23 protein-coding genes are annotated in these 22,455 nt (G+C 69.9%); 7 read left to right on the forward strand and 16 right to left on the reverse strand.

The genetic code is table 11. The features are described 5' to 3' along the window. Positions 1-236: 236 nt before the first annotated feature. Together B128_RS0107040 and cdd are read left to right on the forward strand one after the other, a co-directional pair. Positions 237-1,562 (forward strand): hemolysin family protein, encoded by a 1,326-nt coding sequence (locus B128_RS0107040; RefSeq protein ID WP_018111579.1) that lies wholly within the window; start codon positions 237-239, stop codon positions 1,560-1,562. Continuing rightward, complete coding sequence (gene cdd, locus B128_RS0107045; RefSeq protein WP_018111580.1) at positions 1,549-1,917, forward strand: cytidine deaminase; 369 nt, start codon at positions 1,549-1,551, stop codon at positions 1,915-1,917. The genes B128_RS0107040 and cdd overlap by 14 nt, the downstream gene beginning before the upstream one ends. 132 nt (positions 1,918-2,049) lie before the next feature. Here the strand turns inward: cdd and B128_RS0107055 are convergent, their stop codons facing one another. The 3 genes from B128_RS0107055 to B128_RS12955 are packed head-to-tail and all read right to left on the reverse strand — an operon-like array spanning position 2,050 to position 5,461. After that, positions 2,050-2,709: an LEA/WHy family protein gene (locus tag B128_RS0107055; protein ID WP_018111582.1), complete on the reverse strand. Its 660-nt coding sequence runs from the start codon at positions 2,707-2,709 to the stop codon at positions 2,050-2,052. After that, positions 2,697-3,548 carry a dihydrodipicolinate synthase family protein gene (locus tag B128_RS0107060; RefSeq protein ID WP_018111583.1) on the reverse strand — a complete coding sequence of 284 codons (852 nt, stop codon included), beginning with the start codon at positions 3,546-3,548 and terminating at the stop codon, positions 2,697-2,699. The genes B128_RS0107055 and B128_RS0107060 overlap by 13 nt, the downstream gene beginning before the upstream one ends. Beyond that, a complete protein-coding gene (locus B128_RS12955) occupies positions 3,545-5,461 on the reverse strand; it encodes a hypothetical protein (protein ID WP_018111584.1) in 1,917 nt (638 codons plus the stop codon). Before B128_RS12955 ends, B128_RS0107060 begins: the two co-directional genes overlap by 4 nt. 17 nt (positions 5,462-5,478) lie before the next feature. Between B128_RS12955 and sdaAB the strand changes: the two genes are divergently transcribed. Beyond that, the gene (gene sdaAB, locus B128_RS0107070) at positions 5,479-6,141 is read left to right on the forward strand and encodes an L-serine ammonia-lyase, iron-sulfur-dependent subunit beta (protein WP_018111585.1); all 663 of its coding nucleotides are present in this window, start codon (positions 5,479-5,481) and stop codon (positions 6,139-6,141) included. Here the strand turns inward: sdaAB and B128_RS0107075 are convergent. Then, the gene (locus B128_RS0107075) at positions 6,131-7,111 is read right to left on the reverse strand and encodes a sensor histidine kinase (protein WP_018111586.1); all 981 of its coding nucleotides are present in this window, start codon (positions 7,109-7,111) and stop codon (positions 6,131-6,133) included. The two genes, sdaAB and B128_RS0107075, sit on opposite strands and share 11 nt — an antisense overlap. Beyond that, complete coding sequence (lepA, locus tag B128_RS0107080) at positions 7,101-8,918, reverse strand: translation elongation factor 4 (protein WP_018111587.1); 1,818 nt, start codon at positions 8,916-8,918, stop codon at positions 7,101-7,103. The genes B128_RS0107075 and lepA overlap by 11 nt, the downstream gene beginning before the upstream one ends. A 168-nt stretch (positions 8,919-9,086) precedes the next feature. On the opposite strand from lepA, the gene B128_RS0107085 reads away from it, so the two are divergent. From B128_RS0107085 to B128_RS0107100, 4 genes are read left to right on the forward strand one after another with little or no spacing between them, the layout of a single operon-like run. Next, positions 9,087-10,187, forward strand: a complete 1,101-nt coding sequence (locus B128_RS0107085; RefSeq protein WP_018111588.1) for an acyl-CoA dehydrogenase family protein — start codon at positions 9,087-9,089, stop codon at positions 10,185-10,187. Further along, entirely contained in the window at positions 10,184-11,338 is a 1,155-nt protein-coding gene (locus B128_RS0107090) for a thiolase family protein (RefSeq protein ID WP_018111589.1), read from the forward strand. Before B128_RS0107085 ends, B128_RS0107090 begins: the two co-directional genes overlap by 4 nt. 10 nt (positions 11,339-11,348) lie before the next feature. Next, positions 11,349-12,074 (forward strand): SDR family NAD(P)-dependent oxidoreductase, encoded by a 726-nt coding sequence (locus B128_RS0107095; protein ID WP_018111590.1) that lies wholly within the window; start codon positions 11,349-11,351, stop codon positions 12,072-12,074. After that, entirely contained in the window at positions 12,046-12,879 is an 834-nt protein-coding gene (locus tag B128_RS0107100; protein WP_018111591.1) for a CoA transferase, read from the forward strand. Before B128_RS0107095 ends, B128_RS0107100 begins: the two co-directional genes overlap by 29 nt. Here the strand turns inward: B128_RS0107100 and B128_RS0107105 are convergent. The 11 genes from B128_RS0107105 to B128_RS0107155 are packed head-to-tail and all read right to left on the reverse strand — an operon-like array spanning position 12,876 to position 22,412. Continuing rightward, entirely contained in the window at positions 12,876-13,631 is a 756-nt protein-coding gene (locus B128_RS0107105; protein ID WP_018111592.1) for a 3-hydroxybutyrate dehydrogenase, read from the reverse strand. The two genes, B128_RS0107100 and B128_RS0107105, sit on opposite strands and share 4 nt — an antisense overlap. 18 nt (positions 13,632-13,649) lie before the next feature. After that, a complete protein-coding gene (locus tag B128_RS0107110) occupies positions 13,650-14,354 on the reverse strand; it encodes an ABC transporter ATP-binding protein (RefSeq protein WP_018111593.1) in 705 nt (234 codons plus the stop codon). Next, positions 14,351-15,076, reverse strand: coding sequence for an ABC transporter ATP-binding protein (locus B128_RS0107115; protein ID WP_018111594.1), 726 nt, complete (start codon positions 15,074-15,076; stop codon positions 14,351-14,353). The genes B128_RS0107110 and B128_RS0107115 overlap by 4 nt, the downstream gene beginning before the upstream one ends. Continuing rightward, complete coding sequence (locus B128_RS0107120; protein ID WP_018111595.1) at positions 15,069-15,968, reverse strand: branched-chain amino acid ABC transporter permease; 900 nt, start codon at positions 15,966-15,968, stop codon at positions 15,069-15,071. Before B128_RS0107120 ends, B128_RS0107115 begins: the two co-directional genes overlap by 8 nt. Next, positions 15,965-16,822, reverse strand: coding sequence for a branched-chain amino acid ABC transporter permease (locus B128_RS0107125; RefSeq protein WP_018111596.1), 858 nt, complete (start codon positions 16,820-16,822; stop codon positions 15,965-15,967). Before B128_RS0107125 ends, B128_RS0107120 begins: the two co-directional genes overlap by 4 nt. Positions 16,823-16,834: 12 nt before the next feature. Continuing rightward, entirely contained in the window at positions 16,835-18,010 is a 1,176-nt protein-coding gene (locus B128_RS0107130) for an ABC transporter substrate-binding protein (protein ID WP_026175100.1), read from the reverse strand. Beyond that, complete coding sequence (locus B128_RS0107135) at positions 18,007-18,456, reverse strand: MaoC family dehydratase (protein ID WP_018111598.1); 450 nt, start codon at positions 18,454-18,456, stop codon at positions 18,007-18,009. The genes B128_RS0107130 and B128_RS0107135 overlap by 4 nt, the downstream gene beginning before the upstream one ends. Continuing rightward, on the reverse strand, positions 18,453-19,181 hold the full coding sequence (locus tag B128_RS0107140; RefSeq protein ID WP_018111599.1) for an alpha/beta fold hydrolase: 729 nt from the start codon (positions 19,179-19,181) through the stop codon (positions 18,453-18,455). The genes B128_RS0107135 and B128_RS0107140 overlap by 4 nt, the downstream gene beginning before the upstream one ends. Next, positions 19,174-19,947 (reverse strand): alpha/beta fold hydrolase, encoded by a 774-nt coding sequence (locus B128_RS0107145; protein ID WP_018111600.1) that lies wholly within the window; start codon positions 19,945-19,947, stop codon positions 19,174-19,176. Before B128_RS0107145 ends, B128_RS0107140 begins: the two co-directional genes overlap by 8 nt. Beyond that, the gene (locus tag B128_RS0107150) at positions 19,934-21,412 is read right to left on the reverse strand and encodes a class I adenylate-forming enzyme family protein (protein ID WP_018111601.1); all 1,479 of its coding nucleotides are present in this window, start codon (positions 21,410-21,412) and stop codon (positions 19,934-19,936) included. The genes B128_RS0107145 and B128_RS0107150 overlap by 14 nt, the downstream gene beginning before the upstream one ends. Then, a complete protein-coding gene (locus tag B128_RS0107155; RefSeq protein ID WP_018111602.1) occupies positions 21,405-22,412 on the reverse strand; it encodes a 3-oxoacyl-ACP synthase in 1,008 nt (335 codons plus the stop codon). The genes B128_RS0107150 and B128_RS0107155 overlap by 8 nt, the downstream gene beginning before the upstream one ends. Between the last annotated feature and the right edge of the window lie 43 nt (positions 22,413-22,455).

A 22,455-nucleotide genomic window follows, 5' to 3' on the forward strand; every position in this document is an offset into this window, starting at 1 on the left:
ACGGGGGCTGAAGGCGGTGGCCCTGCAAGTGGAAGCTTGGGTGATGGCCTGGAGCGTGGTGGCCCAGCTTCTTGGGCAGGCGGGTCTGCCCATCACCCGGGNGTTGCGGGCGGTGGCGTGAGGTGAGTACGCAGGTGAATATCCGAAAAGGGGGCATATCCATAAAGAGAAAACCGGGGTGAGGCCCACACTCCGCCCCTGGCCAGAGCGCCTGGTGTACAATGGCCCCAGGTGATATGGACAGACCTCCCAGTCGGTGGCTCTTCCTCCTTCCCTTCGGTTCCCTAGCCCTGGCCCAGACCCAAGCCCCAAGCCCTGGGGACCTTTTTCTTTTGGTCCTTCTCCTGGGGCTTTCCGCCTTTTTCTCCGCCAGCGAGACCGCCTTCACCACCCTCTACCCCTGGAAGGTGCGGGAGCTTTCCGAGACCCGTGGGGGGCCCTTCCGCCTTCTGGCCAAGGACATCACCCGCTTCCTCACCACCATCCTGGTGGGCAACAACCTGGTGAACATCGCCGCCACCGCCCTGGTCACCGATCTGGCCACCCGGGCCTTCGGCTCCGTGGGGGTGGGGCTGGCCACCGGGGTCATGACCTTTTTGGTCCTCTTCTTTGGCGAGATCACCCCCAAGTCCCTGGCGGTCCACCACGCGGAGGGGCTGGCCCGGGTGGCTGCCTGGCCCATCTACCTCTTCTCCGTCCTTCTCTACCCCGTGGGCCGCTTTTTCAGCCTGGTCTCGGGCTTCCTCCTGCGGCTCCTAGGCCTGGAGCCCCGGAACACCCCCCTGGTCTCAGAGCACGAGCTCAAGCTCATCCTGGCGGGGGCGGAGGAGTCGGGGACCATTGAGGCCCAGGAGGAGGAGATGATCCACTCCATCCTGGAGCTGGAGGAGACCCCGGTGCGGGAGATCATGACCCCCCGGGTGGAGATGGTGGCCATCGAGGCGGGGGCCAGCCTGGAGGACCTCCTCCACCTCTTCCGCGAGCACCGCTACAGCCGGGTGCCCGTCTACCGGGAGAGCGTGGACCACATCGTGGGCATCGCCTACGCCAAGGACCTCCTGGACTACTACTGCGAGGAGGACCTTAGGGGCCGGACGGTGGCCTCCATCGCCCACCCCCCCTACTTCGTCCCCGAGAACATGGACGCCTGGTCCCTCCTGCGGGAGCTTCGCCGCCGAAAGGTGCACATGGCCATCGTGGTGGACGAGTTCGGGGGCACCGCCGGCTTGGTCACCCTGGAGGACGTGATGGAGGAGATCGTGGGGGAGATCTACGATGAGACCGACGAGCCCGAGGACGCCCCCATACGCCACCTGCCCGACGGTACCCTTTCCATCCAAGCCCAGACCCCCGTGGACGAGGTCTCCGAGGCCCTGGGGGTGGAGTTGCCCGAGGGGGAGTACGACACCCTTTCCGGCTTCCTCTACGAACGGTTTGGCCGCATCCCGGGGGTGGGGGAGAGCGTGGAGTGGCAGGGGTTCCGCTTCGTGGTGGAAAGCGCGGACCAGCGCCGCATAGAGCGGGTGCGGGTGGAGCGGCTGGTGGAGCATGGAGAGGATTAGGGAGCTCTTAAAGGCCCACGTGCCCCGGGCCTACGCCCCCTATTCGGGCTTCCCCGTGGTGGCCCTGGTAGAGGCGGAAGGGGAGGCCTTTTTGGGGGTGAACGTGGAGAACGCGGCCTTCCCCCTCTCCCAGTGCGCGGAGCGCAACGCGGTGGCCGCCATGGTCCTGGCGGGTAAGCGTCGCATTGACCGGGTGCATGTCTATAGCCCCAAGGGCCCCATTCCCCCCTGCGGGGGGTGCCGCCAGGTGCTCTTTGAGTTCGGCCATCCCGAGACCGAGGTGGTCCTCCACGGGCCCGAGGGGCATGTGGTGCGCACCCTGGGGGAGCTTTTGCCCCTGGGGTTCCGCCTCTAAGGGGAGGCCTGGGCCAGCCACTCCAGGGCCTTGAGGAAGTAGGGGTCCTGCGCGGGGGTGCAGCGGTCCTGCAACTCAAGGCCAGCCCGGAGGTGGAGGCGGGCCACGGGGTGGCCTGCCACCTCTACCCGCCTAGAGGGGGAGCTCCAGGGAGAAGCGGGTGAAGCCGGGGACCTCCAGGGTGAGCTCCAGCCGTCCCCCTCCCCGTTCCAGCCCCGGGCGGAGGCCCACCACCTGGAGCCGGGCCTCCCCCCGGGCGGGGAGGTCGGCCCGCACCGAGAGGCGCTGGCCCAGGAAGAGGAGGCTCCCCTCGGCCTTCAAGGGGATGGGGTTGGGGTTTTCCAGGTAGAGGTTCACCCCGGCCCGGCGCACCCTAAGGGGTTCCAGGGGCAGGGCCACCCGGGTACGGAAGAAGGTGAGTTCCTGCCCCAGGGTGCGCCCCTCGAGGGCCACCAGGACCCCTTCCCGGGAGAGGAGGGCCTGGACGGTGGCCAGGGCCGCCTGGGGGGTGAGGCGGACGAGGAGGGCTTCCTCCTGGCGCCCCGGAGCCAGGGTGAGGTCCAGGGGGACCACCACCTCCCCCACCCGTAGCCGGGCCCCCAGGGCCGCCAGGGGAAGAGGGAAAGGGTTAGGGTTTTGCAACTCCACCCGCAGGGCCAGGAGGAGGGCAGGGCCCGGGCTCAGCTCCAGCCCCCGCACCTCCGCCCCCAGGAGCCGGGCCTCGGGAGGGAGGGGCCTGGGGGCGCAGGCGCTGAGGAGGACGAGGAGAAGGAGAAGCCTCAGAGGAGCCATCCCTCCTCCCTAAGGCTTTCCAGGACCGGCAGGAAGCTTCCCCAAAGGGGGCTTTCCTGGGGGTAGGGGGGCCTGGGGTAGCCCGCGGGCAGGCCCAGGTGGCGCAGGGCCTGCTTCAGAAGGGGCACCCCCCCGCGGGAGAGCAGGTCCCCCAAGGGGAAAAGCCGCTTCTGGAGCTCCATGGCCTCGGCCATTCTTCCGGCCCGGAAGTGCTCCAGGAGGGCCCGGTAGGCCCGGGGGGCCAGGTTGGCCGCCGCCAGAATCCCCCCCTCTGCCCTCAAGGCCAAGGCCCCGAGGAAGGTGGGGGCGTGGCCGGTGAAGACGCGGAAGCCCTTCAGGCGGGCCTGGTAGAAGGCCAGGCGGTGGAGGTCCCCGCTGGAGTCCTTGATGCCCAGGATGTTGGGGTGCTCGGCCAGGGCTTCCACCGCACTGAGGGGCAGGTCCACCCGGGTGTTCTGGGGCACGTGGTAGAGGAAAAGGGGCGTGCCCTCCGCCAGGGCCTGGTAGTAGCGGAGAAGCCCCTCCCCAAGGCTCCCGTGGTAGTAGCGGGGGGGCGTGGCCAGGAGGGCCATGGCCCCCGCCGCCCGGGCCTCCTGGAGCGCCCCTTCCGCCTGGGGCAGGGTCTCCTCCATGAGGCCCACCAGGAAGGGTTTGGTTGGGGCCAGGGCCCGGAGCCCCTGGGCCCGCTCCTCGGGGGTCAGGTGGACCCCTTCCCCGTTGGAGCCATAGACGAGAAGCCCGTCCACCAGGGGTTCCAGGGCCTGGGCCAGCTCCCGGAAGGCCCCGGGGTCCAGGCGGCCTTGCCGGTCAAAGGGGGTGGGGATGGGGGGCAGGATCATGCCGTCCTCCTCAGGCTCCAGACTACCCCGAGGAGGTGCAGGCCGTAGGCCAGGAGGAGGAGGGAGGGCCCCCGGTCCTGGAGGAGGTTCAGGAGGCCGTAGGCGGCCAGGAGGAGAAGGGCCAGGCCAACCCCCCCGGCGAAGCCCAGGCTCCCCGGCACCAGGAGCCGCACCCCCAGGGCCCAGGCGGGGGGGATGGCCCCCTTGCGCCGGGGCAGGAGGAAGGTCAGGAGGTGGTAGAGGAGGAGAAGGAGAAGCCCCAGGAAGACCCAGGGCTTGGCCCCGTCCGGGAGGGGAGTGGGTAGGTCCAGGAAGGTGCGCAAGGGGTCCTCCAGGAAGTGCCCGAGCTCCACCTGGAGGAGGGCCAGGTAGAGGGTGCGCTGGCTCGGTCCTGGCTCCCGCGCCCCCCAGGGGTCTTGGCCCAGGCCGAGGGTGCTTCGGATGGGCCCCTCGAGGGGTGCCTTCCCGTAGGCCTCCTTCAGGGAGGCCTCATCCCCCCGTAGGGCCAGGGCAAAGGGCCAGGAGGCCTCCTGGAGGAGGACCTTGGCCTCCTTGGGGGCCTGGGGCAGGAGGGCGTAGCCCAGGAGGGCCCTGGTCCCCGGGGTGGGGGGGAGGGTGCGGAGCCAGTCCAGGGCCGCCTGGGTGCGCAGGCTACCCCGGTCCAAAGGGGGAGCGAGGAGGCGGGAGCGCACCTGGGCATCCAGCCCATAGAGGAGGAATCCCGACCCCAGGGCCAGGAGGAGCAAAAGGGCCAGGAGGCGCTCCCCCAGGCTGGCGTAGGCCAGGTGGAGGTGCCTGAGGCGCAGGAGAGGATGGCGCCAGAACCCCCCCAGATACCCCCCGAGGGCCCGCAGGTCCCGAAGCTGGGCAGGCAGGTAGAAGGCGAAGAGGTAGAGGAAGAGGCCCAGGTAGGCCAGGCCCAGGGTCCAGAGGACGGGGGGGAGGAAGGAGAGGTCGGGGGGGAGCCAGGTGCGGAGCACCTTCTCCGCCTCCCGGAAGCGGAGGGCCCGAGCGGGGTGGCCCTGGGCCTCGAGGAACTCGGCGGTTTCCCGGAAAAAGACCAGAGAGTCTGGGAAAAGCGGGGTGTAGCGCAGGAGGGCTTCGGCCAGCAGGAAGGCCTGTTCCGGGTCCTGGGTGCGCAGGGCCCGGGAGACCTCGGCCATGCGGCGCACCCCGGTTAGGCCGAAGAAGAGCTCCGGCCGGTGGTGCCGGGCCAGGAGGTCCTGGCCGTAGGCCTCCAGGTCCTCTAGGGTCAAGGAGGCGGGGTCCTGGGTCCAGTAGGCGAAGTAGGGCCAGGGCTTGGGGGGAGTGAGGGCCTCGAGGAGGGGCCTGAGGGCCTCCAGATCTTTTTCGCTCCCCTCAAAGGGCACCAGGGGAAAGGGGATGGAAAGCACCCGTTCCCCCTCCAGAAGGGCCTCCGGGCCGGGCCTGAGGGCCAGCACGCGGGCTGGGGCGAAGTGGAAGCGTACCCCCGGGGCCTTTAGGCTGGCCTCCACCACCAGAAGCCCCTGGGCCAGGTAAACCTTCTCCCCCTGGACCAGGGGGCCCAGCCAGGCCCCTGGGGGCAGGGGGAGGAGACCCCAGGGGAGCCTTACCCCCTCGGGGGTGAGCTCAGGGGCGGCGGCGGGCAGAACGCTAACCCGCCCCTCCAGGGGACCCCCGGGCAGGGAGAGCTGGACGCGGTACTCCCCGGGGGCCTTGGGGACCAGCTCCAGGCGGAAGGCTCCCCCCTGCACGGCCACCTCCTGGGACTGGACCCCTTCGGGCCCCTCCACCCGCAGGGGAAAGCGCCCTTGGGGAAGGTCCTTGCCTTGGAGGAGGAGGGGCTCGCCCACCTGGATCCGTTCTGGAAGGATGAGGGTTTGGCCCAGGGCCACGAGGCCCAGAAAGGCCAGCGCCGGGAGGACGCGCATGGCGTTATTCTACAGGCATGGGTCTACTGGACATGATCGGGCCGGTGATGGTGGGACCCTCCTCCAGCCACACCGCCGGGGCCTGCCGGCTGGCGCTTCTGGCCCGCTACCTTCTGGGGGAGAAGCCCAAGCGGGTGGAGTTCGGCCTGCACGGCTCCTTTGCCAAGACCGGCAAGGGGCACGGCACCCACCTGGCCCTGGCCGCGGGCGTCCTAGGCCTGAGGCCCGAGGACGAGCGCCTCAAGGAAAGCCTGGCCTTGGCGGAACGGGAGGGGGTGGAGGTGGTCTTCAAGGAGGTGGAGCTGGGGGACGTCCACCCCAACACCGTGCGCATGGTGCTGGAGGGGGAGAAGGAGCGGCTTACCGTGACGGGAAGCTCCTTGGGCGGCGGCCTGGTGCGCATCTTTGACCTGGAGGGGTTTGAGGTGCGCATCACCGGGGCCATGCCCACCCTGGTGATCCGCAACGTGGACACCCCAGGGGTGGTGGCCCGGGTGGCCCGCATCCTGGCGGACGACGAGGTGAACATCGCCCACCTCACCGTGAGCCGCAAGAAGCGGGGCGGGGAGGCCATGATGAGCCTGGAAATGGATCGTCCCCTTTCCGAGCCCCCCCTGAGGTACCTGGAGTACCTCTCCTACATCCTCTGGGTGCGGCAGATTCCCCCCGTCATGGACTAGGGGGACCCAGTTCCAGCCGCAGGCGGGCCCCGCCCAGTTGCCCGGGGGGGGCTAGGAGCCGCCCCCCATGGGCCTCGGCTACCCGGGCCGCGGTATAGAGGCCAAGCCCGAAGCTTCCCCGGTGCCCCGTCCCCTGGCGGAAGGGCTGGACCAGGGCCTCCAGGGGCAGGGGAAGCCCGGGGCCATCGTCTTCCACCTCCAGGGCCCCGGGCTCCACCCGTACCCGGACCTGGGTCCGGGCGTGGCGCAGGGCGTTCTCCAGGAGGTTGGCCAGGGCCCGCTCCACCAAAAGGCGCTCCCCCCGGCCCAGGCCGGCCCCTTCCAGCCCAAGCCGCAGCCCCCTGGCCGCTGCCGTTTCCCGGTAGCGCAGGAGGAGGTCCTCCGCTAGGGCCCTCAGGTTCAGGGTCTCCCCTTGGGGCGGGCGGGTCTCCGTGCGGGAGAGGGCCAGGAGGTTCTCCACCAGCCGATAGCCCCGCTCCAGCTCCTCCTTGAGCTGGTGGAGGAGGGCTACCCGCTTTTCCCGCCCCAGGTCGTCGGCCTTCTCCAGGTAGGCCAGGGCGCGGATGGCGGAGAGGAGGGGGGTCTTGAGGTCGTGGGCCAAGGTGGCGTAGAAGGCTTCCCGGGCCTCCAAAAGTCCCTTGAGGCGCTCCAGGAGTTCGGTGAAGCGGCGGCGGAGAAGGGCCACCTCCTCCGGGGGGGTTCCCCGGCTGGGGGGAAGGCGGAGCTCGCTCACCGGCCCCTCCCGCAAGGAGAGGTAGGCCAGGGCCCGGGTGAGTTCCTCCAAGGGTCTCAGGAGGCCCCGGGCCAGGAAGTACCCCACCAGAGCGGAGACCAGGGCCAGGAAGAGGAGCCAGAGGAGGAGGGGTAGCCAGGGCCCCTCCCCCATGAGGCCAAGGGTGAGGGCCAGGACCAGGTTGGGCAAAAAGGCCAAGAGGGCGATGACCAGGGCCAGCCTTGCCCTAAGGCTCATCCCGTCCCGCCGAGAGCACCGCCAGGAAGGCCTCTTGGGGCACTTCCACCTTGCCGATGGCCTTGAGCCGCTTCTTGCCCTCCTTCTGCTTCTCCAGGAGCTTCTTCTTGCGGGTGACGTCCCCGCCGTAGCACTTGGCCAGCACGTCCTTGCGCAGGGCCTTCACCGTGGCCCGGGCGATGATCTTGCCCCCGATGGCCGCCTGGATGGGCACCTCAAAGAGCTGGCGGGGGATCACCTCGGCCAGCTTGTCCACGATGGCCCGGGCCATGGCGTAGGCCTTCTCCCGGTGGGCGATGAAGGTGAGGGCGTCCACGGGTTCCCCGTGCACCAGGACGTTCACCTTCACCAGGTCCCCGGGCTGGTAGCCCATCTGCTCGTAATCCATGGAGGCGTAGCCCCGGGAGAGGCTTTTTAGGCGGTCGTGGAAGTCGTAGAGGATTTCGGCGAAGGGGGCCTCGTAGACCAGCTCCACCCGCTTCTGGGAGCCCGGCAGGTAGTTCATGCTCACCAGGCGGCCGCGCTTCTCCTGCACCAGCTGCATGATGGCGCCCACGTACTCCTCAGGGGTGAAGATGGTGAGCTTCACGTAGGGTTCCAGGACCTCTTCTATCTTGGTGGGGTCGGGGAGGTCGGCGGGGTTGTGGATCTCCAGTTCCTCTCCCCCCTTGAGGCGCACCCGGTAGACCACGCTAGGGGCGGTGGCGATGAGGGAGAGGCCGAACTCCCGCTCCAGCCTCTCCTGCACGATCTCCGCGTGCAGAAGTCCCAGGAAGCCGCAGCGGAAGCCGAAGCCCAAGGCGGTGGAGGTTTCGGGCTCAAAGGAGAGGGCGGCATCGTTGAGCTTGAGCTTTTCCAGGGCGTCCCGGAGCTTGCCGTAGTCCCCCGATTCCACCGGGTAAAGCCCGGCGAAGACCACGGGCTTGGCGGGGCGGAAGCCGGGGTAGGGGGCGTCGGTGGGGCGGTGGGCGTGGGTGATGGTGTCCCCCACCTGCACGTCGTGGATGTCGCGGATGGCGGCCACCAGCCACCCCACCTCCCCGGCGGTGAGGGCCTCGGTGGGCACCAGGCCCTGAGGGGTGAAGACCCCCACCTTGTCCACGGTGAACTCCTTCCCCGTGGACCAGATGCGGATGCGGTCCCCGGGGCGTACCTGCCCCGCGAAGAGCCGGAGGTAGGGGATCACCCCCTGGTAGGCGTCGTAGAGGGAGTCAAAGATGAGGGCCTTGAGGGGGGCCTCGGGGTCCCCCTGGGGTGGGGGGATGCGCTGGACGATGGCCTCCAGGATTTCCTCCACCCCTTCCCCCGTCTTCCCTGAGGCGAAGATGGCCTCGTCGGCCGGCAGGCCCAAGACCTCCTCCACCTCCAGGGCCACCTCCAGGGGCCGGGCGTTGGGGAGGTCAATCTTGTTGATGACGGGAATGATGGTGTGCTGGTGCTCCAGGGCCAGGTAGAAGTTAGCGATGGTCTGGGCCTCCACCCCCTGGGTGGCGTCCACCACCAGCAAGACCCCCTCCACCGCCGCCAGGGCCCGGGAGACCTCGTAGGTGAAGTCCACGTGCCCGGGGGTGTCAATGAGGTGGAAGGTGTAGGTCTGTCCGTCCTTGGCCCGGTAGTTCACCCGCACGGCGCTGGCCTTGATGGTGATGCCCCGCTCCCGTTCCAGTTCCAAGGAGTCCAGGAACTGCTCCCGCATCTCCCGCTCGCTCACCGCATGGGTCATCTGCAGGATACGGTCGGCCAGCGTGGACTTGCCGTGGTCCACGTGGGCGATGATGGAGAAGTTGCGGATGCGGCGCTGGTCCATCCCTCCCATCCTCAGGGGTTCGGGGGGCAAAGTCAAGCCGGCCGCGGCCCATGGGCCAGGATAGGGCTTGTCTCCCCTGCGGGAGATTCGGCCCACCCTGCTTGGCCCGTGTCTGAGTGGCTTGCCCTCTGGCCTTGGACTGGGTAAACTTTGCCCTGGAGGTTCCCCTTGAGCCTAGAGGCCATTCAGGACCTGGCCCGGCGTTTTGCCCGCGAGCGGGTGCTCCCTGAGGCGGCCCGCTGGGACCGCGAGGCCCGCTTCCCCTGGCCCCTTTTCCAAGAAGCCGCGGCCATAGGGTTTCCCGTGCTGGTGGCCCCGGAGGCCCTGGGTGGGGCGGGGCTTGGCCCCGAGGCCCTGGCGGTGGTGGCGGAGGAGCTGGCCTACGCCTGCCCCGGCATAGCGGCCGCCCTCCTCCTCAACAACCTGGTGGCCGATGCCCTTTTACTCTCGGAAAGCCCCTATGCCCGGGCCTTCGTGCCCAGGCTGCGGCGGGAGGTGGCCTCCTACGCCCTCACCGAACCCCAAGCGGGTTCGGACGTGGCCGCTTTGCGTACCCGGGCGGAGCGGGTGCCGGGAGGGTACCGGCTCTTTGGCCGCAAGACCTGGATCAGCCACGCCCCGGAGGCGGGCTTCTTCCTGGTCTTCGCCCGGGTGGGGGAGGGGCGGGAGGGCATCGCTGCCTTTTTGCTGGAGCGGGGCGAGGGGGTGGAGGTGGGCCCGCCCCTGCCCAAGATGGGCCAGAAGGCTTCTCCCGCGGCGGAGGTGGCCCTGGAGGGGGCCTTTGTCCCCGAGGAGGGCCTGGTGGCCCGGGAGGGCTTCCGGCTGGCCATGCGGGTCTTCAACCGCTCGCGGCCCATGGTGGCCGCCTTGGCCGTGGGCCTCCTGGCCCGCGCCCTGGAGGAGGCCCTGGCCTACGCCTCCTTGCGGGAGGCCTTCGGCAAGCCTCTCCTGGAGCACCAGGGGGTGGGCTTCAAGCTGGCGGAGATGGCCATAGACCTCGAGGCCGCCCGGCTACTCACCCAGAAGGCGGCCCGCTTGGCGGAGGAGGGAGAGAACGCCCTGGAGGCTGCCATGGCCAAGGCCTTCGCCGCCGACGCCGCCGTGCGGGGGGTTTCCGAGGCCCTCCAGGTCTTCGGGGGCAACGGCTACAGCGAGGACTACCCCATGGCCAAGCTCTACCGGGACGCCAAGGTGCTCCAGATTTACGAGGGCACCTCGGAGATCCAGAGGCTCATCGTGTTGCGGGAGCTTGTGAGGAGGCGGGGATGAGGGAGGCGGTGATCCTGGAGGCGGTGCGCACCCCCATCGGCAAGCGGAACGGGGCCTTGAGGGCGTGGCGGCCCGATGCCCTCTACGCTCGGGTGCTGGACGCCCTTTTGGAGCGAAGCGGCCTGGACCCGGCCCTCATCGGGGATGTGGTCACGGGTTGCGTCACCCAGGCCGGGGAGCAGGGGGCCAACCTGGGGCGGCTTGCCGTCCTCCTCTCCCGGCTGCCCAAGGAGGTGCCCGCGGTGACCCTGAACCGCATGTGCGGCTCCTCCCAGCAGGCGGTCCACTTCGCCGCCCAGGCCATCGCCGCTGGGGACCTGGACTTCGCCATAGCCGGGGGGGTGGAGAGCATGACCCGGGCCCCCATGTTCTCGGACATCGGGGGCGGGTTCCACACCCTGAACCCGGCCCTCTTTCAGCGCTACGAGCTGGTCCATCAGGGGGAGAGTGCCGAGCGCATCGCTGAGCGCTACGGCTTCTCCCGGGAGGAGCTGGACCAGTGGGGCTACCTCTCCCACAAGCGGGCGGCCCGGGCCACGGAGGAAGGGCGCTTCGCCGCCCAGATGCTCCCCCTGGAGGGCCTGGACCCGGAGGGGAGGCCCTTCCTCCTGCAAAGGGACGAGGGGGTTCGCCCCGATGTGGACTACGAGCGGATGCTTTCCCTGAAGCCCGTCTTCCGGGAGCACGGGGTCATCACCGCGGGCAACGCCAGCCAGGTCTCCGATGGGGCCGCGGCCCTGCTTCTTGGGGAGCGGGCCAAGGCGGAAGCCCTCGGCCTCCGCCCCCGGGCCCGCTTCCTGGCCCGGGTGGTGGTGGCGGGAGACCCCACCCTGCAGCTTCTGGAGGTCATCCCCGCCACCCGCAAGGCCCTGGAGCGGGCCCGGCTTTCCCTAAAGGACATAGACGTCATGGAGATCAACGAGGCCTTTGCCAGCGTGGTCCTGGCCTTTTTGCGGGAGTTTTCCCCGGACCCCGAGCGGGTGAACCCCAACGGCGGGGCCATCGCCCACGGCCACCCCCTGGGGGCTACGGGGGCCATCCTCATGACCAAGCTCCTCCACGAGCTGGAGCGCACGGGAGGGGAGTTCGGCCTGCAGGTGATGTGCATCGGCCACGGGCAGGCCACGGCCACCATCATCCAGAGGATTTAGGAGGGAAGGGATGGAGCGGAGTGCCTTGGTGACGGGTGGGGCCTCGGGCCTCGGGCGGGCGGCGGCTTTGGCCCTGCGGGACAGGGGCTACCAAGTGGTGGTCCTGGACCTCAGGCGGGGGGAAGACCCGGGCCTTACCTACGTGGAGGGCAGCGTGACCCAGGAGGGGGACGTGGCCCGGGCGGTGGCAGCGGCCGAGGCCCCCCTCTTTGCCGTGGTGAACGCCGCAGGAATCGGTCTGGCCAGAAAGGTGCTGGGCCGGGAGGGGCCCCACGACCTCGAGGCCTTCCGCCAGGTGGTGGAGGTGAACCTGGTGGGCACCTTCAACGTCCTCCGCCTGGCCGCCTGGCGGATGCGGGAAAACCCCCCGGACGCCGAGGGAGGGCGGGGGGTGGTGGTGAACACCGCCAGCGTGGCCGCCTACGAGGGGCAGATCGGCCAGGCGGCCTACGCGGCCAGCAAGGGGGGCGTGGTGGCCCTCACCCTGCCCGCCGCCCGGGAGCTGGCCGAGTGGGGCATCCGGGTGGTCACCATCGCCCCGGGCCTCTTTGACACCCCCCTCCTCCAGGGCCTCCCCGAGAAGGCCAAGGCCTCCTTGGCCGAGCAGGTGCCCTTCCCCAGGCGCCTGGGCCGCCCGGAGGAGTATGCCCTTCTGGTCCTCCACATCCTGGAGAACCCCATGCTGAATGGGGAGGTGATCCGCCTGGATGGCGCCCTCCGCATGGCCCCCCGGTAGGGTCCTGGACCTCACCCGGCTCCTGCCCGGGCCCCTGGCGGGAAAGCTCCTCGCCGACCTGGGCTTTCCCGTCCTGAAGGTGGAGCCCCCGGGAGGGGACCCCCTCCTGGCCCTGGCCCCCGAGGCCTACCGCTTTCTGAACGGGGCCAAGGAGGTCCTCACCCTGGACCTCAAGGAGGCGCAGGGAAGGGCGCGGCTTTTGGCCCTGGTCCAGGAGGCGGCCATCCTCCTGGAGTCCAACCGCCCCGGGGTGATGGAGCGGCTGGGCCTGGGGCCGGAGGTCCTCCTCAGGGCCAACCCCCGCCTGGTCTATGCCCGCCTCCGGGGCTATCCCCACCGCGCCGACCCCGGCCACGACCTCACCTACCTGGCGGAGGCCGGCCTCCTCTCCCGCTTCCCCTGGCGGGCCTTCCAGTTCGCCGACCTGGCCGGGGCCTACGCCCTGGCCCTCACGGCCATGAAGGGCCTGTGGCTTGGGGGAGGGGTTTTTGAGGTGGCCCTCTCCGAGGCTGTCCGGCAGGTGGCCTATCCCCCCCTGCCCTTTTTGGACGGTTCCGTCCTCTGCTATGGGGTCTACCCCGCCCGGGAGGGGGAGGTGGCTCTGGCGGCCCTGGAGCCCCATCTCTGGGCCCGCTTCTGCCAAAGGGCAGGCCTTCCCCACCTGGAGGGGGCGGCCTTCACCCCCGCCCGGCCCGAGAACCCTGCCTACCGGGCCCTTTTGGAGCTCTGGGCCCAGCGCACGGCCCGGGAGTGGGAGGCCTGGGCCGAGGCCGAGGGGGTGCCCCTGCGGGCGGTGCGGGGCTAGCGGGCCGTCCAGCCCAGGTCTATGGGGAAGACCGCCCCGGTGATGGCCCCGGCCCTGTCGGAGGCCAGGAAGAGGGCCAGCTCGGCCACCTCCTCGGGGGCGATGAGGCGCTTGATGGCCGCCTGGGCCAGGAAGACCTTCTCCACCACCTCGCCTTCCGGGATGCCCAGGGTGCGGGCCTGGTCCTGGATCTGCCCCTCCACCAGGGGGGTGCGCACGTAGGCGGGGGCGATGGCGTTCACCGTGACGCCGAAGGGACCGGCCTCGAGGGCCACGGTCTTGGTGAGGCCCAAAAGCCCGTGCTTGGCTGAGATGTAGGCGCTTTTGTAGGGGCTGGCCACCAGGCCGTGGACGCTGGCCATGTTGATGATCCTCCCCCAGCCCCTCCGCTTCATCCCGGGGAGCAGGGCCTGGATGAGCTGGAAGGGGGCGGTGAGCATCACCTGGAGCATGCGCTGCCAGGTCTCCAGGGGAAAGTCCTCCACGGGGTCAATGTGCTGGAACCCGGCGTTGTTGACCAGGATGTCCACCCCCTCGGCCGCTGCCCTTTGCCCCAGGGCCGCCACCGCCTCGGGTTCAGAGAGGTCTGCCTGGAGGGGGACACCCCCGAGTTCTGCCGCCAGGGGGCCTATGTCCTTCACGTCGTGCACCAGCACCCTGGCTCCTTCCCGGGAAAAGGCCCGGGCGATGGCCAGCCCGATGCCGCTTCCTGCCCCGGTGATGAGGGCGGTTTTTCCCGAAAGCGTGCCCATATTTCCCTCCCGGCCAGTCTACAGGCTCAAGTAAGCCTCCCGCACCCTGGGGTCCTGGCGCAGGGCTTGGGAAGGGCCCTCCAGCACGATGCGCCCGTGCTCCATCACGTAGGCCCGTTCCGCCACCTCCAGGGATAGGGCCACGTTCTGCTCCACCAGCAGGACTCCCACCCCCTCCTCGGCCACCGCCCTCAGGGCCAGGAGGACCTCCTCGGCCAGCCGGGGCGAGAGGCCCAAGGAGGGCTCGTCCACCAGGAGGATCCGGGGAAAGCCCATGAGGGCCCGCCCGATGGCCAGCATCTGTTGCTCGCCCCCGGAGAGCGTGCCGGCCAGTTGCCTGCGCCGCTCGGCCAGGCGGGGGAAGAGCCCGTAGACCCGCTCAAATCCCTCCTTCTCCCGCCCGGGGGCCAGGAAGGCCGCTCCCAGGCGCAGGTTCTCCTCCACGCTCATCAGGGGGAAAAGCTGCCGCCCCTCGGGCACGTGTCCCAGGCCCAGGCGGGCCCGCCTGGCGGGGGAGAGGCCCCTCAGGTCCACCTCCCCAAGCCGCACCCTTCCCCGCCAGGGGCGCAGGAGGCCGGAGAGGGTGCGGAGCAGGGTGGTCTTGCCCGCCCCGTTGGCCCCCAGGAGGGCCACCCGCTCCCCCTCCGCCACCCTTAGGTCCACGCCGAAGAGGACCTGGGCCTTGCCGTAGCCGGTTTCTAGGGCCTCCACCACGAGCCTCATGCCCCCCTCCCCAGGTAGGCCTCCCGTACCCGCTCCTCCCGGGCCACCTTTTCGTAGGGGCCCTCGGCGATCACCTCCCCGTGGTCCAGGACCACCACCCGGTCCGCCAAGGCCCTGACCACGGGCATCAGGTGTTCAATGAAGAGCACCGAGACCCCGCTATCCCGGATGCGGCGCACCAGGGCCACCGCTTCCTCGGCCTCCTTGGGGCGGAGGCCGGCCATGACCTCGTCCAGGAGGAGCACCCGGGGCCGGGTGGCCAGGGCCCGGGCCAGCTCCAGGCGCTTGTCCTCCAAGAGGGTGAGCTCCCCCGCGGGGGCCTCGGCCCGGGCCTCGAGGCCGGTGAGGGCCAGCACCTCCTCCACCCAGGCCTCGGCCGCCTTTTTGGAAGTCCCTGGCTTGCCGAAGAGGGCCCCCACCAGGAGGTTTTCCCGCACCGAAAGCTCGGGCAGGGGCTGGACGATCTGGAAGGCCCGGCCCAGCCCCAGGTGGGTGCGGGCCTCGGGGGAGAGGCGGGTGATGGGCCGGCCCAGAAGCCGCACCTCCCCGCCATCCGGGCGCAGGAGGCCTGAGATCACGTTCAGAAGGGTGCTCTTGCCGGCCCCATTGGGGCCGATCACCGCCAGGATCTCCCCCTCCTCCAGGTGCAGGCTCACCTCCTTTAGGGCCAGAAGGCCCAGAAAGCGCTTGCTCACCCCTTGCACCTCCAGGACCCTAGCCACGCCGCCCTCCCAAGAGGCCGAGGAGGCCTCGAGGCAAAAAGAGGATGGCCAGGATGAGGAGGGCGCCGTAGACCACCAGATACCCCTCCTGGATCCAAAGCCTCAGGGCCTGCTCCAGCCCCACCAGGACCACCCCCCCAAGGAGGGGCCCCAGGGTGGAGTAAAGCCCGCCGAAGATGGGAATCACCAGGGCCTCCACCGCCCGCCCCAGGCTGAAGGCCTCGTAGGGGTTCAGGAAAAGGGCCTTCATGGCGTACACCCCGCCGGCGAGCCCCGCCACCAGGCTCCCCAGGAGGAGGGAGAGGAGCTTGACCCGCACCACCCGCACCCCCAGGACCCGGGCCACGGCCTCGGACTGCCTTGTGGCCGCCTGGGCCAGGCGGAAGGAGCTCCGCTCGGCCCACAGGCTCAGGGCCACCGCCAGGAGCAAGACGGCGAAGGCCAGGTAGTAGCTGGCCAGGGGCCAGCCTCCCCCAAAAGGCGGGGGCACGGGCAGGCCGATGGGCCCCCCGGTGAAGGGGAGCTTGAGGGCCATGGTGCGGAGCACCTCGCTGAAGGCCAGGCTGGCGATGGCGAAGTAGAGGCCATGGAGCCTCAGGGTCACCGAGCCCAGAAGGAGGGCTCCGGCCCCGGCCAGCAGGCTCCCCAGGAGGAGGGCGGGCAGGGTGCCCAGGTGGGGCACCATGAGCCCTGCCCCGTAGGCCCCTAGGCCGAAGAAGGCCCCGTGGGCCAAGGAGAGCTGGCCGGTGCGGGCCACCAGGTCCCAGGAGAGGGCCAAGGCGGTGAAGAGGAGGATGAAAAGCCCCACGTCCAGGAGGAAGGCGCCCCAGGCCCCCAGGGGCAGGAAGGGCAGAAGGGCAAAGAGGAGGAGCAGGCCCAGGATGCCCCTCATGCCCCCCTCCAGGCCCGGCCCACCAGGGCCAGGAAGAGCACCAGGAAGAAGACCGCCTCCACCAGACCCCCGCCTCCGGGGAGGTAGGTGCTCACCAGGGCCTCGGCCAGGGCCAGGACCAAGGCCGCAGGTACCACCCCCTTGAGGTTGCCTAGGCCTGCCAGGGCCACGATGGCGAAGGACTTGAGGGTGAAGAGGAAGCCCACGCTGGGGCTGGCGTAGAGCATCACCGAGAGCATCACCCCTGCCACCCCGGCCAGGGCGGCCGCCAGGCCGAAGGCCAGGAGGTAAACCCCTTCAGCCTCAATCCCCAGAAGCCCCGGGGCCAGGCGGTTTTGCGCCACGGCCCGCACCGCCAGGCCCAGGCGGCTTCGGGTGAGGAAAAGTTGCAGGGAAAGAAGGAGGGCTAAGGAGAGGAGGAAGGCCCCCAGGGGCACCGCCCCCAGAAAGAAGGGCCCCAGGGCCAGGGTGGCCGCCTGGTAGGGCGGGGCCACCACCCGGGTGTCGGCGCCGAAGAGGAGGAGGGCCAGGTTCTGCAACAGGATGGAGAGGCCGAAGGTGAGGAGCATCTGGTTGAGCTCCGGGGCCTTCAGCACCGGGCGGATGAGCCCCCAGTAGGTGAGGGCCCCCACCAAGAAGGCAGCAAGAAAGGCCAGCCCTAGGGCGAAGAGGGGGTCCAGACCCCGGAAGGCGAAGAGGAGGTAGGAGAGGAAGGCCCCCAGCATCAGGAACTCCCCGTGGGCGAAGTTCACGATGCCCACCACCCCCAAGGAGAGGGCTAGGCCGGTGGCCACCAGGGCGTAGACCCCGGCCATGAGCAGGCCGTTAAGGAGGGTCTGCAGGAGGAGCTCCATGGCCCTATCGCCTTACCGCAGGTAGTACTCCCCGGGGTAGCGGAGGGGGCGTGCCGCCTTGTCCTTGGGGAAGACCGGACGGCGGCTGCCCTCCAGGTACTGGAACTGGAACCAGATCTCCGGGCCGAATCCCTGGTACTTGGTCCTGCCCGTGTCCGAGGGCTTAAAGGCCAGGGGGCCGAAGGGGGTGTTCATCCGGAGGCCGGCCAGGGCCTCGGCGATGCGGTTTTTGTCCGCACTCCCCGCCCTTTCCAACGCCAAGGCCAGGCTCTTCACGATGGTGTAGCCCATGGGGGCCATGTACTCCTCGGTGAGCTCCCCGTACTTCTTGCGGTAAGCGTCCACGAAGCGGCGGGACTCCGCGTTGGGCACCGTGGGCAACCAGGCGGTCATGCCCGCCACGTCGTTGGAAAGCGGGTTTTTCTCAAAGCCGATGGGCCAGGAGGGGGGAGCCCCGTAGATGAGCTTGGGCCTGAGGCCCACCTGCCGGGTCTGGGTGGCGATGGGCAGGGCGTCCACGTCGTAGCCGATCCAGTAGAGGATGTCGGGGGCGAAGGCCCGGAAGCGGGTGAGGATGGGGGTGAACTGGCCGCTTCCCGCCTTGTAGGGCTCGGCCTGCACCTGGTAGCCCAGGCGCTCTAGCTGTTGCTTGTAGACCCCGATGCCCGCGGAGCCGAAAGGCCCGTCCTCGTAGAGGATGGCCACCTTTTTGGCCCCGTGGTCCTTGGCCAGGGATTGGAAGAACTGCAAGGCGGCGGCCACGTTGTGGTAGTCCCAGGGGTGGTAGTGGAAGAAGAGGGGGTAGCCCTCAAAGGCCTGCTCCACCACAGAGCTGGCGGCCCCGATGCAGAGGAAGAGGGGGCCGTACTGCTTCACCGGGCCGGAGAGGGCGAAGGTCACCCCGCTGGCCAGGCCCCCAATGACCAGGTCCACCCGGTCCACGGTCATGAGCTTGGTGAAGGCGGGCACGGCCTTGGCCGGGTCGGTGCCGTCGTCCACCACGACGAGCTCCAGGCGCACCCTGCCCTGGGCGTTCACCTCGTCTGCCGCCAGCTGGATGCCGTTCAAGGCGGCCTTGCCCGCCACCGCCGAGGCCCCGGAAAGGGGCAGGATGACCCCCACCTTGAGGGGGGTCTGGGCCAAGGCCAGGCCCAGGGCGAAAACCAAGAGTCCGAGTGCTTTTCTCATGGGCTACCTCCTTCATTCCCTAAGGGCTTGGCGCCCTCGGGTTCCTCGTAGAGCACCACCGCTTCTCCCTCAATCACCCTTTCCCCCCGCTGGTTCTCGCAGAAGGTGTCCAGGGTGAGGATGCATCCTCCCTTTTCCCGCTCCCGCACCGCCTTCACCACCGCGGTGGCGGTGATGGTGTCCCCCAGGTAGGTGGGCTTTAGGAAGCGCAGGGTCTGGGAGAGGTAGATGGCCCCGGTGCCAGGGAGCCTTGTGCCGATCACCGTGGAGATGAGGCCGGCCACCAGGATGCCCTGGGCGATGCGGCGACCAAAGCGGCTCCTTTGCGCGTAGGCCTCGTCCACGTGGAGGGGGTTAGTGTCCCCCACTGCCCCCACGAAGAGGGCCACGTGGGCCTCGGAGAGGGTCTGGGTGTAGCTGGCCCTGTCCCCCACCTGGAACCTCATGGGCGCACCTCCTTGAGGAAGCCCTCCAAGATTTCCCGGAAGAGGCCGGGGTTTTCCAGGTTCAGGGAATGCCCCACCCCCTCCACGGCCAGGAACCGGCCCCGGGGGAAGAAGGCCGCCGTGGCCTCGGCCATGGCCCTGGAAATGAGGGGGTCCAGGGTGCCGTAGACCACCAGGACCGGCCCGGGGAAGGGCCGGGCCCGCCAGGCGGCCAGGGCCCGGGCGTTGCCCTGGAAGTGGCCGGGGTGCATGCCCTGGGCCTTGGCCACCAGCTCAGGAAACCAGGGAGGCCTGCGGGTGGGGGCCATGGCGGCCAGGGCCTGGGCCAGGGCCTCGCGGTTTTCCCGGTAGCTTTCCAGGATGGGGTAGTAGGCCTCGGGGGTGGGGAAGCCCGTGGGGGGGGCGGGATTGAGGAGGAGGAGGCCCGGGGTCCTTTCCGTGGCCGCCTCCATGGCCACCGCGCCCCCCAGGGAGTGGCCCACCAGAAGGGCTTCCTCCGCTCCCAGGGCCTTAAGGAAGTCCCTCAGGGCCTGGGCGTAGGCGGGGATGGAGGGGGTGAAGCCCTGGGGGGCCGGGCTTTCCCCGAACCCGGGAAGGTCAGGGGCCAGGAGGCGTACCCCTTCCGGGGGGCTTTCCAGGACTTCCCGCCACCACTCCTTGCAGGCGAAGTTGCCGTGGATCAGGACCACTGGGGTTCCGCTTCCCGCTTCCAGATGGCTAAGCATACACCTCCTCCAAAAAACTTCTTACCGCCCGGGTGAAGGCCAGGGGGTCTTCCAGGGGGGCGGCGTGCCCCGTGGGCAGGGCCTGGAGCCTGGCCCCAAGGGCCTCGGCCAGGGCCTGGGCGTAGGGCCTGGGAAAGAGGAGGTCCTCCTCCCCGTAGAGGACCAGGGCCGGGAGGCGGAGGGCTTTCAGGCGGGGGCGCAGGTCCTCTAGCCCCAGGAACCCCAGGAGGAGCCCTTCTTGGGCCCTTTCTGTGGGGGCCTGGGAGGCCAGGGACTGAAGGCCCTCGGGGGCCAGGAGCTCGGGGTGGGCGTTGAGGAAGCCTGCCCCATACACCCAGGGCAGGGCTACCCGGAGCCGCAAAGGGGTGCCCCCGGTCTTTAGGGCATGAAGCCAGCTTTCCGCCTTGGCCCTCAGGGCGGCGTCCAGGTAGGGGGTGGTGCAGGCCAGGGCCAGGGCCCGCACCCGCCTGGGGGCCAGTAGGGCCAGGTTTAAGGCCACCACCCCGCCGTTGGAAAGCCCCACCAAGGCGGCCTCCTCCCAGCCCAGCCCCTCCAGGAGCCCCAGGAGGTCCTGGGCGTGGACCTCGGGGGTGTAGGCCCCTTCGGGGGCCTCGCTCTCCCCCTGCCCGCGCATGTCGTAGCGGAGGAGGGTGTAGCCCCCAAGGTGGGGCACCACCGGGTCCCAGCTTTCCAGGCGCTGGAAAAGGCCGTTGAGGAGGACCACCCGCGGGCCCTCTCCCTCCACCTTGTACCTAAGCCTGGCCATATCTCTCCTCCCAAAGCCGCTTCAGGGCCTCCTTCTGCACCTTGCCGGGGCCGGTTTTGGGGAGTTCCTCCAGGAGGATGAGGTACTTGGGCACCTTGTACCCCGCCAGCTTTCCCTTCAGGAAGGTGCGGAGGGCCTCGAGGTCCAAGGGTGTCCTCAGGGCCACAAAGGCCGCCCCCACCTCGCCCCATTTGGGGTCCGGCACCCCCACCACCGCCGCCTCCCGCACCGCGGGGTGGTCGTAGAGGGCCCGCTCCACCTCCACCGGGTAGACGTTCTCCCCCCCGGAGATGAACATTTCCTTGCGCCGGCCCGCAATGTAGTACCGCCCCCCCTCGTCCCGGTAGGCCAGGTCCCCAGTTCTGAGCCAAAGCCTTTCCCCGTCAAAGGCGAAGACCTTTTCGTTCTCCTCCGGGCGGCGGAAGTACCCCAGCATCACCACGCTCCCCGAAAGCCAGAGCTCCCCCGCCTCCCCCACCCCCGCTTCCCGGCCGTCCTCCCGCACCAGGCGGGCCCAGAGGTGGGGCATGGGCCGGCCCACGCTTTCGGGGTGGGCCTCGGCTTCCTCCACCTCAAAGGTGAAGCAGTTCACCCCGCACTCCGTGAGCCCGTACCCCTGCTTGAAGCGTACCCCCTTGGCCCGGAAGGCCTCCCGCACCGGGGCGGGGCAGGGGGCTCCCCCGGAGATGGCGAAGCGCACGGAGGAGAGGTCGGCCTCCCCAAACCCCGGGGTCTCCAGGAGCATCTGGTACATGGTGGGCACCAGGAAGAGGACCGTGGGCCGGTGGGCCTCTAGGAGGGCCAGGTACTCCTCGGGGCGGAAGCGCTCCATGAGCACCACCTCTCCCCCCAGGTAGAGGAGGGGGGTGGCCAGGGCGTTGAGGGCCGCGTGGAACATGGGGGTGGCCAGGATGTAGCGGTCCTCCCGGGAAAGCCCCCAGGCGAAGGCGGTGTTCACCGCGTTGAGGAGGAGCTGGCGGTAGGGGATCAGGGCCCCCTTGGGCAGGCCCGTGGTGCCTCCGGTGAAGAGGAGGAGGGCAGGGTCTTCCAGCCCCACCCGGACCTCCTCCGGGGCCTCTTCCCCCTCCAGGAGGGCCTCGAGGGGAAGGGCCTCTGGGTCCAGGGCCTTGGCGGCCTCGGCGAAGCCCTCGCCGTAGAGGAGCACCTTGGGTTCGCTGTAGGCGTGGAGGGCCTTGAGCTCCGTGAGGCTTAAGCGGTGGTTGAAGGGGGTGAGGATGTGGCCGAGGAGGGGCCCGGCGAAGAGGAGGTCCAGGTAGGCGGGGTGGTTCCAGGAAAGGAGGCCCACCCGGTCGCCCTTTCCCACCCCCAGGGCCTGCAAAAACCCCGCCGCCTTCCTGGCCCGCCGGTAGAGCTCGGCGTAGGTGAGCCAGCCATCCCGGAACCACACGGCCCGCCTTTCGGGGTGGTACCGGGCCAGGCGGCCCAGCCAGTTGGCCTCAAGCACAAAGCCCTCCTTCCAGGCGGAGCACCGCCGCCCCGTAGAAGTACCCCACCCCCGCGGCCGCCAGGCCCACCAGGCTCCCCTCCCGCAGGAGCCCCCTTTCCCAGGCCAGCTTCAGGGAGAGGATGGGGTCCAGCTGCCCCAGGTGGCCGAAGCGCTCCAGGTAGAAGGACTGCTCCTCCCCGAGGCCAAGCCCCTCCAGCACCGCCCGGTGGGCGGAGCGCTTCATGTGCAAAAGGGCCAGGTAGTCCAGGTCCGCCTGGGTGTAGCCCGCCTCGGCCAGGGCCTCCCGCACCACCTCCAGGAAGCTTGGGATGGAGGTGGCGTCCAGCCTCCGCTTCATCCCCTCAGGGTCCTCCACCCTGAGGCGGTACTCTCCCAGGGTTTCCGGGGTGAGTGGCCGCCGCGTCCCCCCCACGGGCACCTTGACGGCCAAGGCCAGGAGGGGGTCCATGCGGTGGGCCAGCCCCAGAAGCCTGAGGCCCGGCCCTTCCCGGGTGAGGACCAGGGCCCCCCCTCCCGCGGCCAGGTCGTATAGGAAGCGGGTGTGGGGGTCCTGGTAGTCCACCAGATCCCCGTTGCGGTAGCCCCCCGCCACCAGGACCACCCTCACCTCCTTCCGGGTGGCGAAAAGCCCCCGGGCCACCTCCAGGGCCCCCATGAGGGAGGCACACTTCTGGTTGAGGTCCAACCCCTTGGCCTCCCAGGCCCCCACAGCCCGGGCCAGGTAGGGGGCGGTGGCCCAGACCGGGTAGTCCTTGTGCTCCTCCACCATGGAGAGCACCCAGTCCACCGCCCCGCCCTCCAGGCCCGCCGCCGCCAGGGCCCTTTGGGCGGCCCAGGCGGCCATGGCTGCGGGGTGGTCCTCCGGGCCGGGGATGGGCTTTTCCAGAATGCCCAGTTTCTCCCGCACCACCTCAGGGGGCAGGCCGGACCGGTGGGCGATCTCCTCGGCCCCCATCCGCCCCTCTGGCAGGTACACGCCCAGGCTCCGCACGAACATCTGTCCTCAGGGTAGGGAAGGGGCGTTACACGCCCGTTACACG

The sequence above is a fragment of the Thermus igniterrae ATCC 700962 genome, assembly GCF_000376265.1.
Classification (GTDB): domain Bacteria; phylum Deinococcota; class Deinococci; order Deinococcales; family Thermaceae; genus Thermus; species Thermus igniterrae.

Coding starts and splice junctions, on each gene's coding strand:
- B128_RS0107040 (WP_018111579.1), top strand. CDS start 237: ATGGACAGACCTCCCAGTCGGTGGCTCTTCCTCCTTCCCTTCGGTTCC.
- cdd (WP_018111580.1), top strand. CDS start 1,549: ATGGAGAGGATTAGGGAGCTCTTAAAGGCCCACGTGCCCCGGGCCTAC.
- B128_RS0107055 (WP_018111582.1), bottom strand. CDS start 2,709: ATGGCTCCTCTGAGGCTTCTCCTTCTCCTCGTCCTCCTCAGCGCCTGC.
- B128_RS0107060 (WP_018111583.1), bottom strand. CDS start 3,548: ATGATCCTGCCCCCCATCCCCACCCCCTTTGACCGGCAAGGCCGCCTG.
- B128_RS12955 (WP_018111584.1), bottom strand. CDS start 5,461: ATGCGCGTCCTCCCGGCGCTGGCCTTTCTGGGCCTCGTGGCCCTGGGC.
- sdaAB (WP_018111585.1), top strand. CDS start 5,479: ATGGGTCTACTGGACATGATCGGGCCGGTGATGGTGGGACCCTCCTCC.
- B128_RS0107075 (WP_018111586.1), bottom strand. CDS start 7,111: ATGAGCCTTAGGGCAAGGCTGGCCCTGGTCATCGCCCTCTTGGCCTTT.
- lepA (WP_018111587.1), bottom strand. CDS start 8,918: ATGGACCAGCGCCGCATCCGCAACTTCTCCATCATCGCCCACGTGGAC.
- B128_RS0107090 (WP_018111589.1), top strand. CDS start 10,184: ATGAGGGAGGCGGTGATCCTGGAGGCGGTGCGCACCCCCATCGGCAAG.
- B128_RS0107095 (WP_018111590.1), top strand. CDS start 11,349: ATGGAGCGGAGTGCCTTGGTGACGGGTGGGGCCTCGGGCCTCGGGCGG.
- B128_RS0107100 (WP_018111591.1), top strand. CDS start 12,046: ATGGCGCCCTCCGCATGGCCCCCCGGTAGGGTCCTGGACCTCACCCGG.
- B128_RS0107105 (WP_018111592.1), bottom strand. CDS start 13,631: ATGGGCACGCTTTCGGGAAAAACCGCCCTCATCACCGGGGCAGGAAGC.
- B128_RS0107110 (WP_018111593.1), bottom strand. CDS start 14,354: ATGAGGCTCGTGGTGGAGGCCCTAGAAACCGGCTACGGCAAGGCCCAG.
- B128_RS0107120 (WP_018111595.1), bottom strand. CDS start 15,968: ATGAGGGGCATCCTGGGCCTGCTCCTCCTCTTTGCCCTTCTGCCCTTC.
- B128_RS0107125 (WP_018111596.1), bottom strand. CDS start 16,822: ATGGAGCTCCTCCTGCAGACCCTCCTTAACGGCCTGCTCATGGCCGGG.
- B128_RS0107130 (WP_026175100.1), bottom strand. CDS start 18,010: ATGAGAAAAGCACTCGGACTCTTGGTTTTCGCCCTGGGCCTGGCCTTG.
- B128_RS0107135 (WP_018111598.1), bottom strand. CDS start 18,456: ATGAGGTTCCAGGTGGGGGACAGGGCCAGCTACACCCAGACCCTCTCC.
- B128_RS0107140 (WP_018111599.1), bottom strand. CDS start 19,181: ATGCTTAGCCATCTGGAAGCGGGAAGCGGAACCCCAGTGGTCCTGATC.
- B128_RS0107145 (WP_018111600.1), bottom strand. CDS start 19,947: ATGGCCAGGCTTAGGTACAAGGTGGAGGGAGAGGGCCCGCGGGTGGTC.
- B128_RS0107155 (WP_018111602.1), bottom strand. CDS start 22,412: ATGTTCGTGCGGAGCCTGGGCGTGTACCTGCCAGAGGGGCGGATGGGG.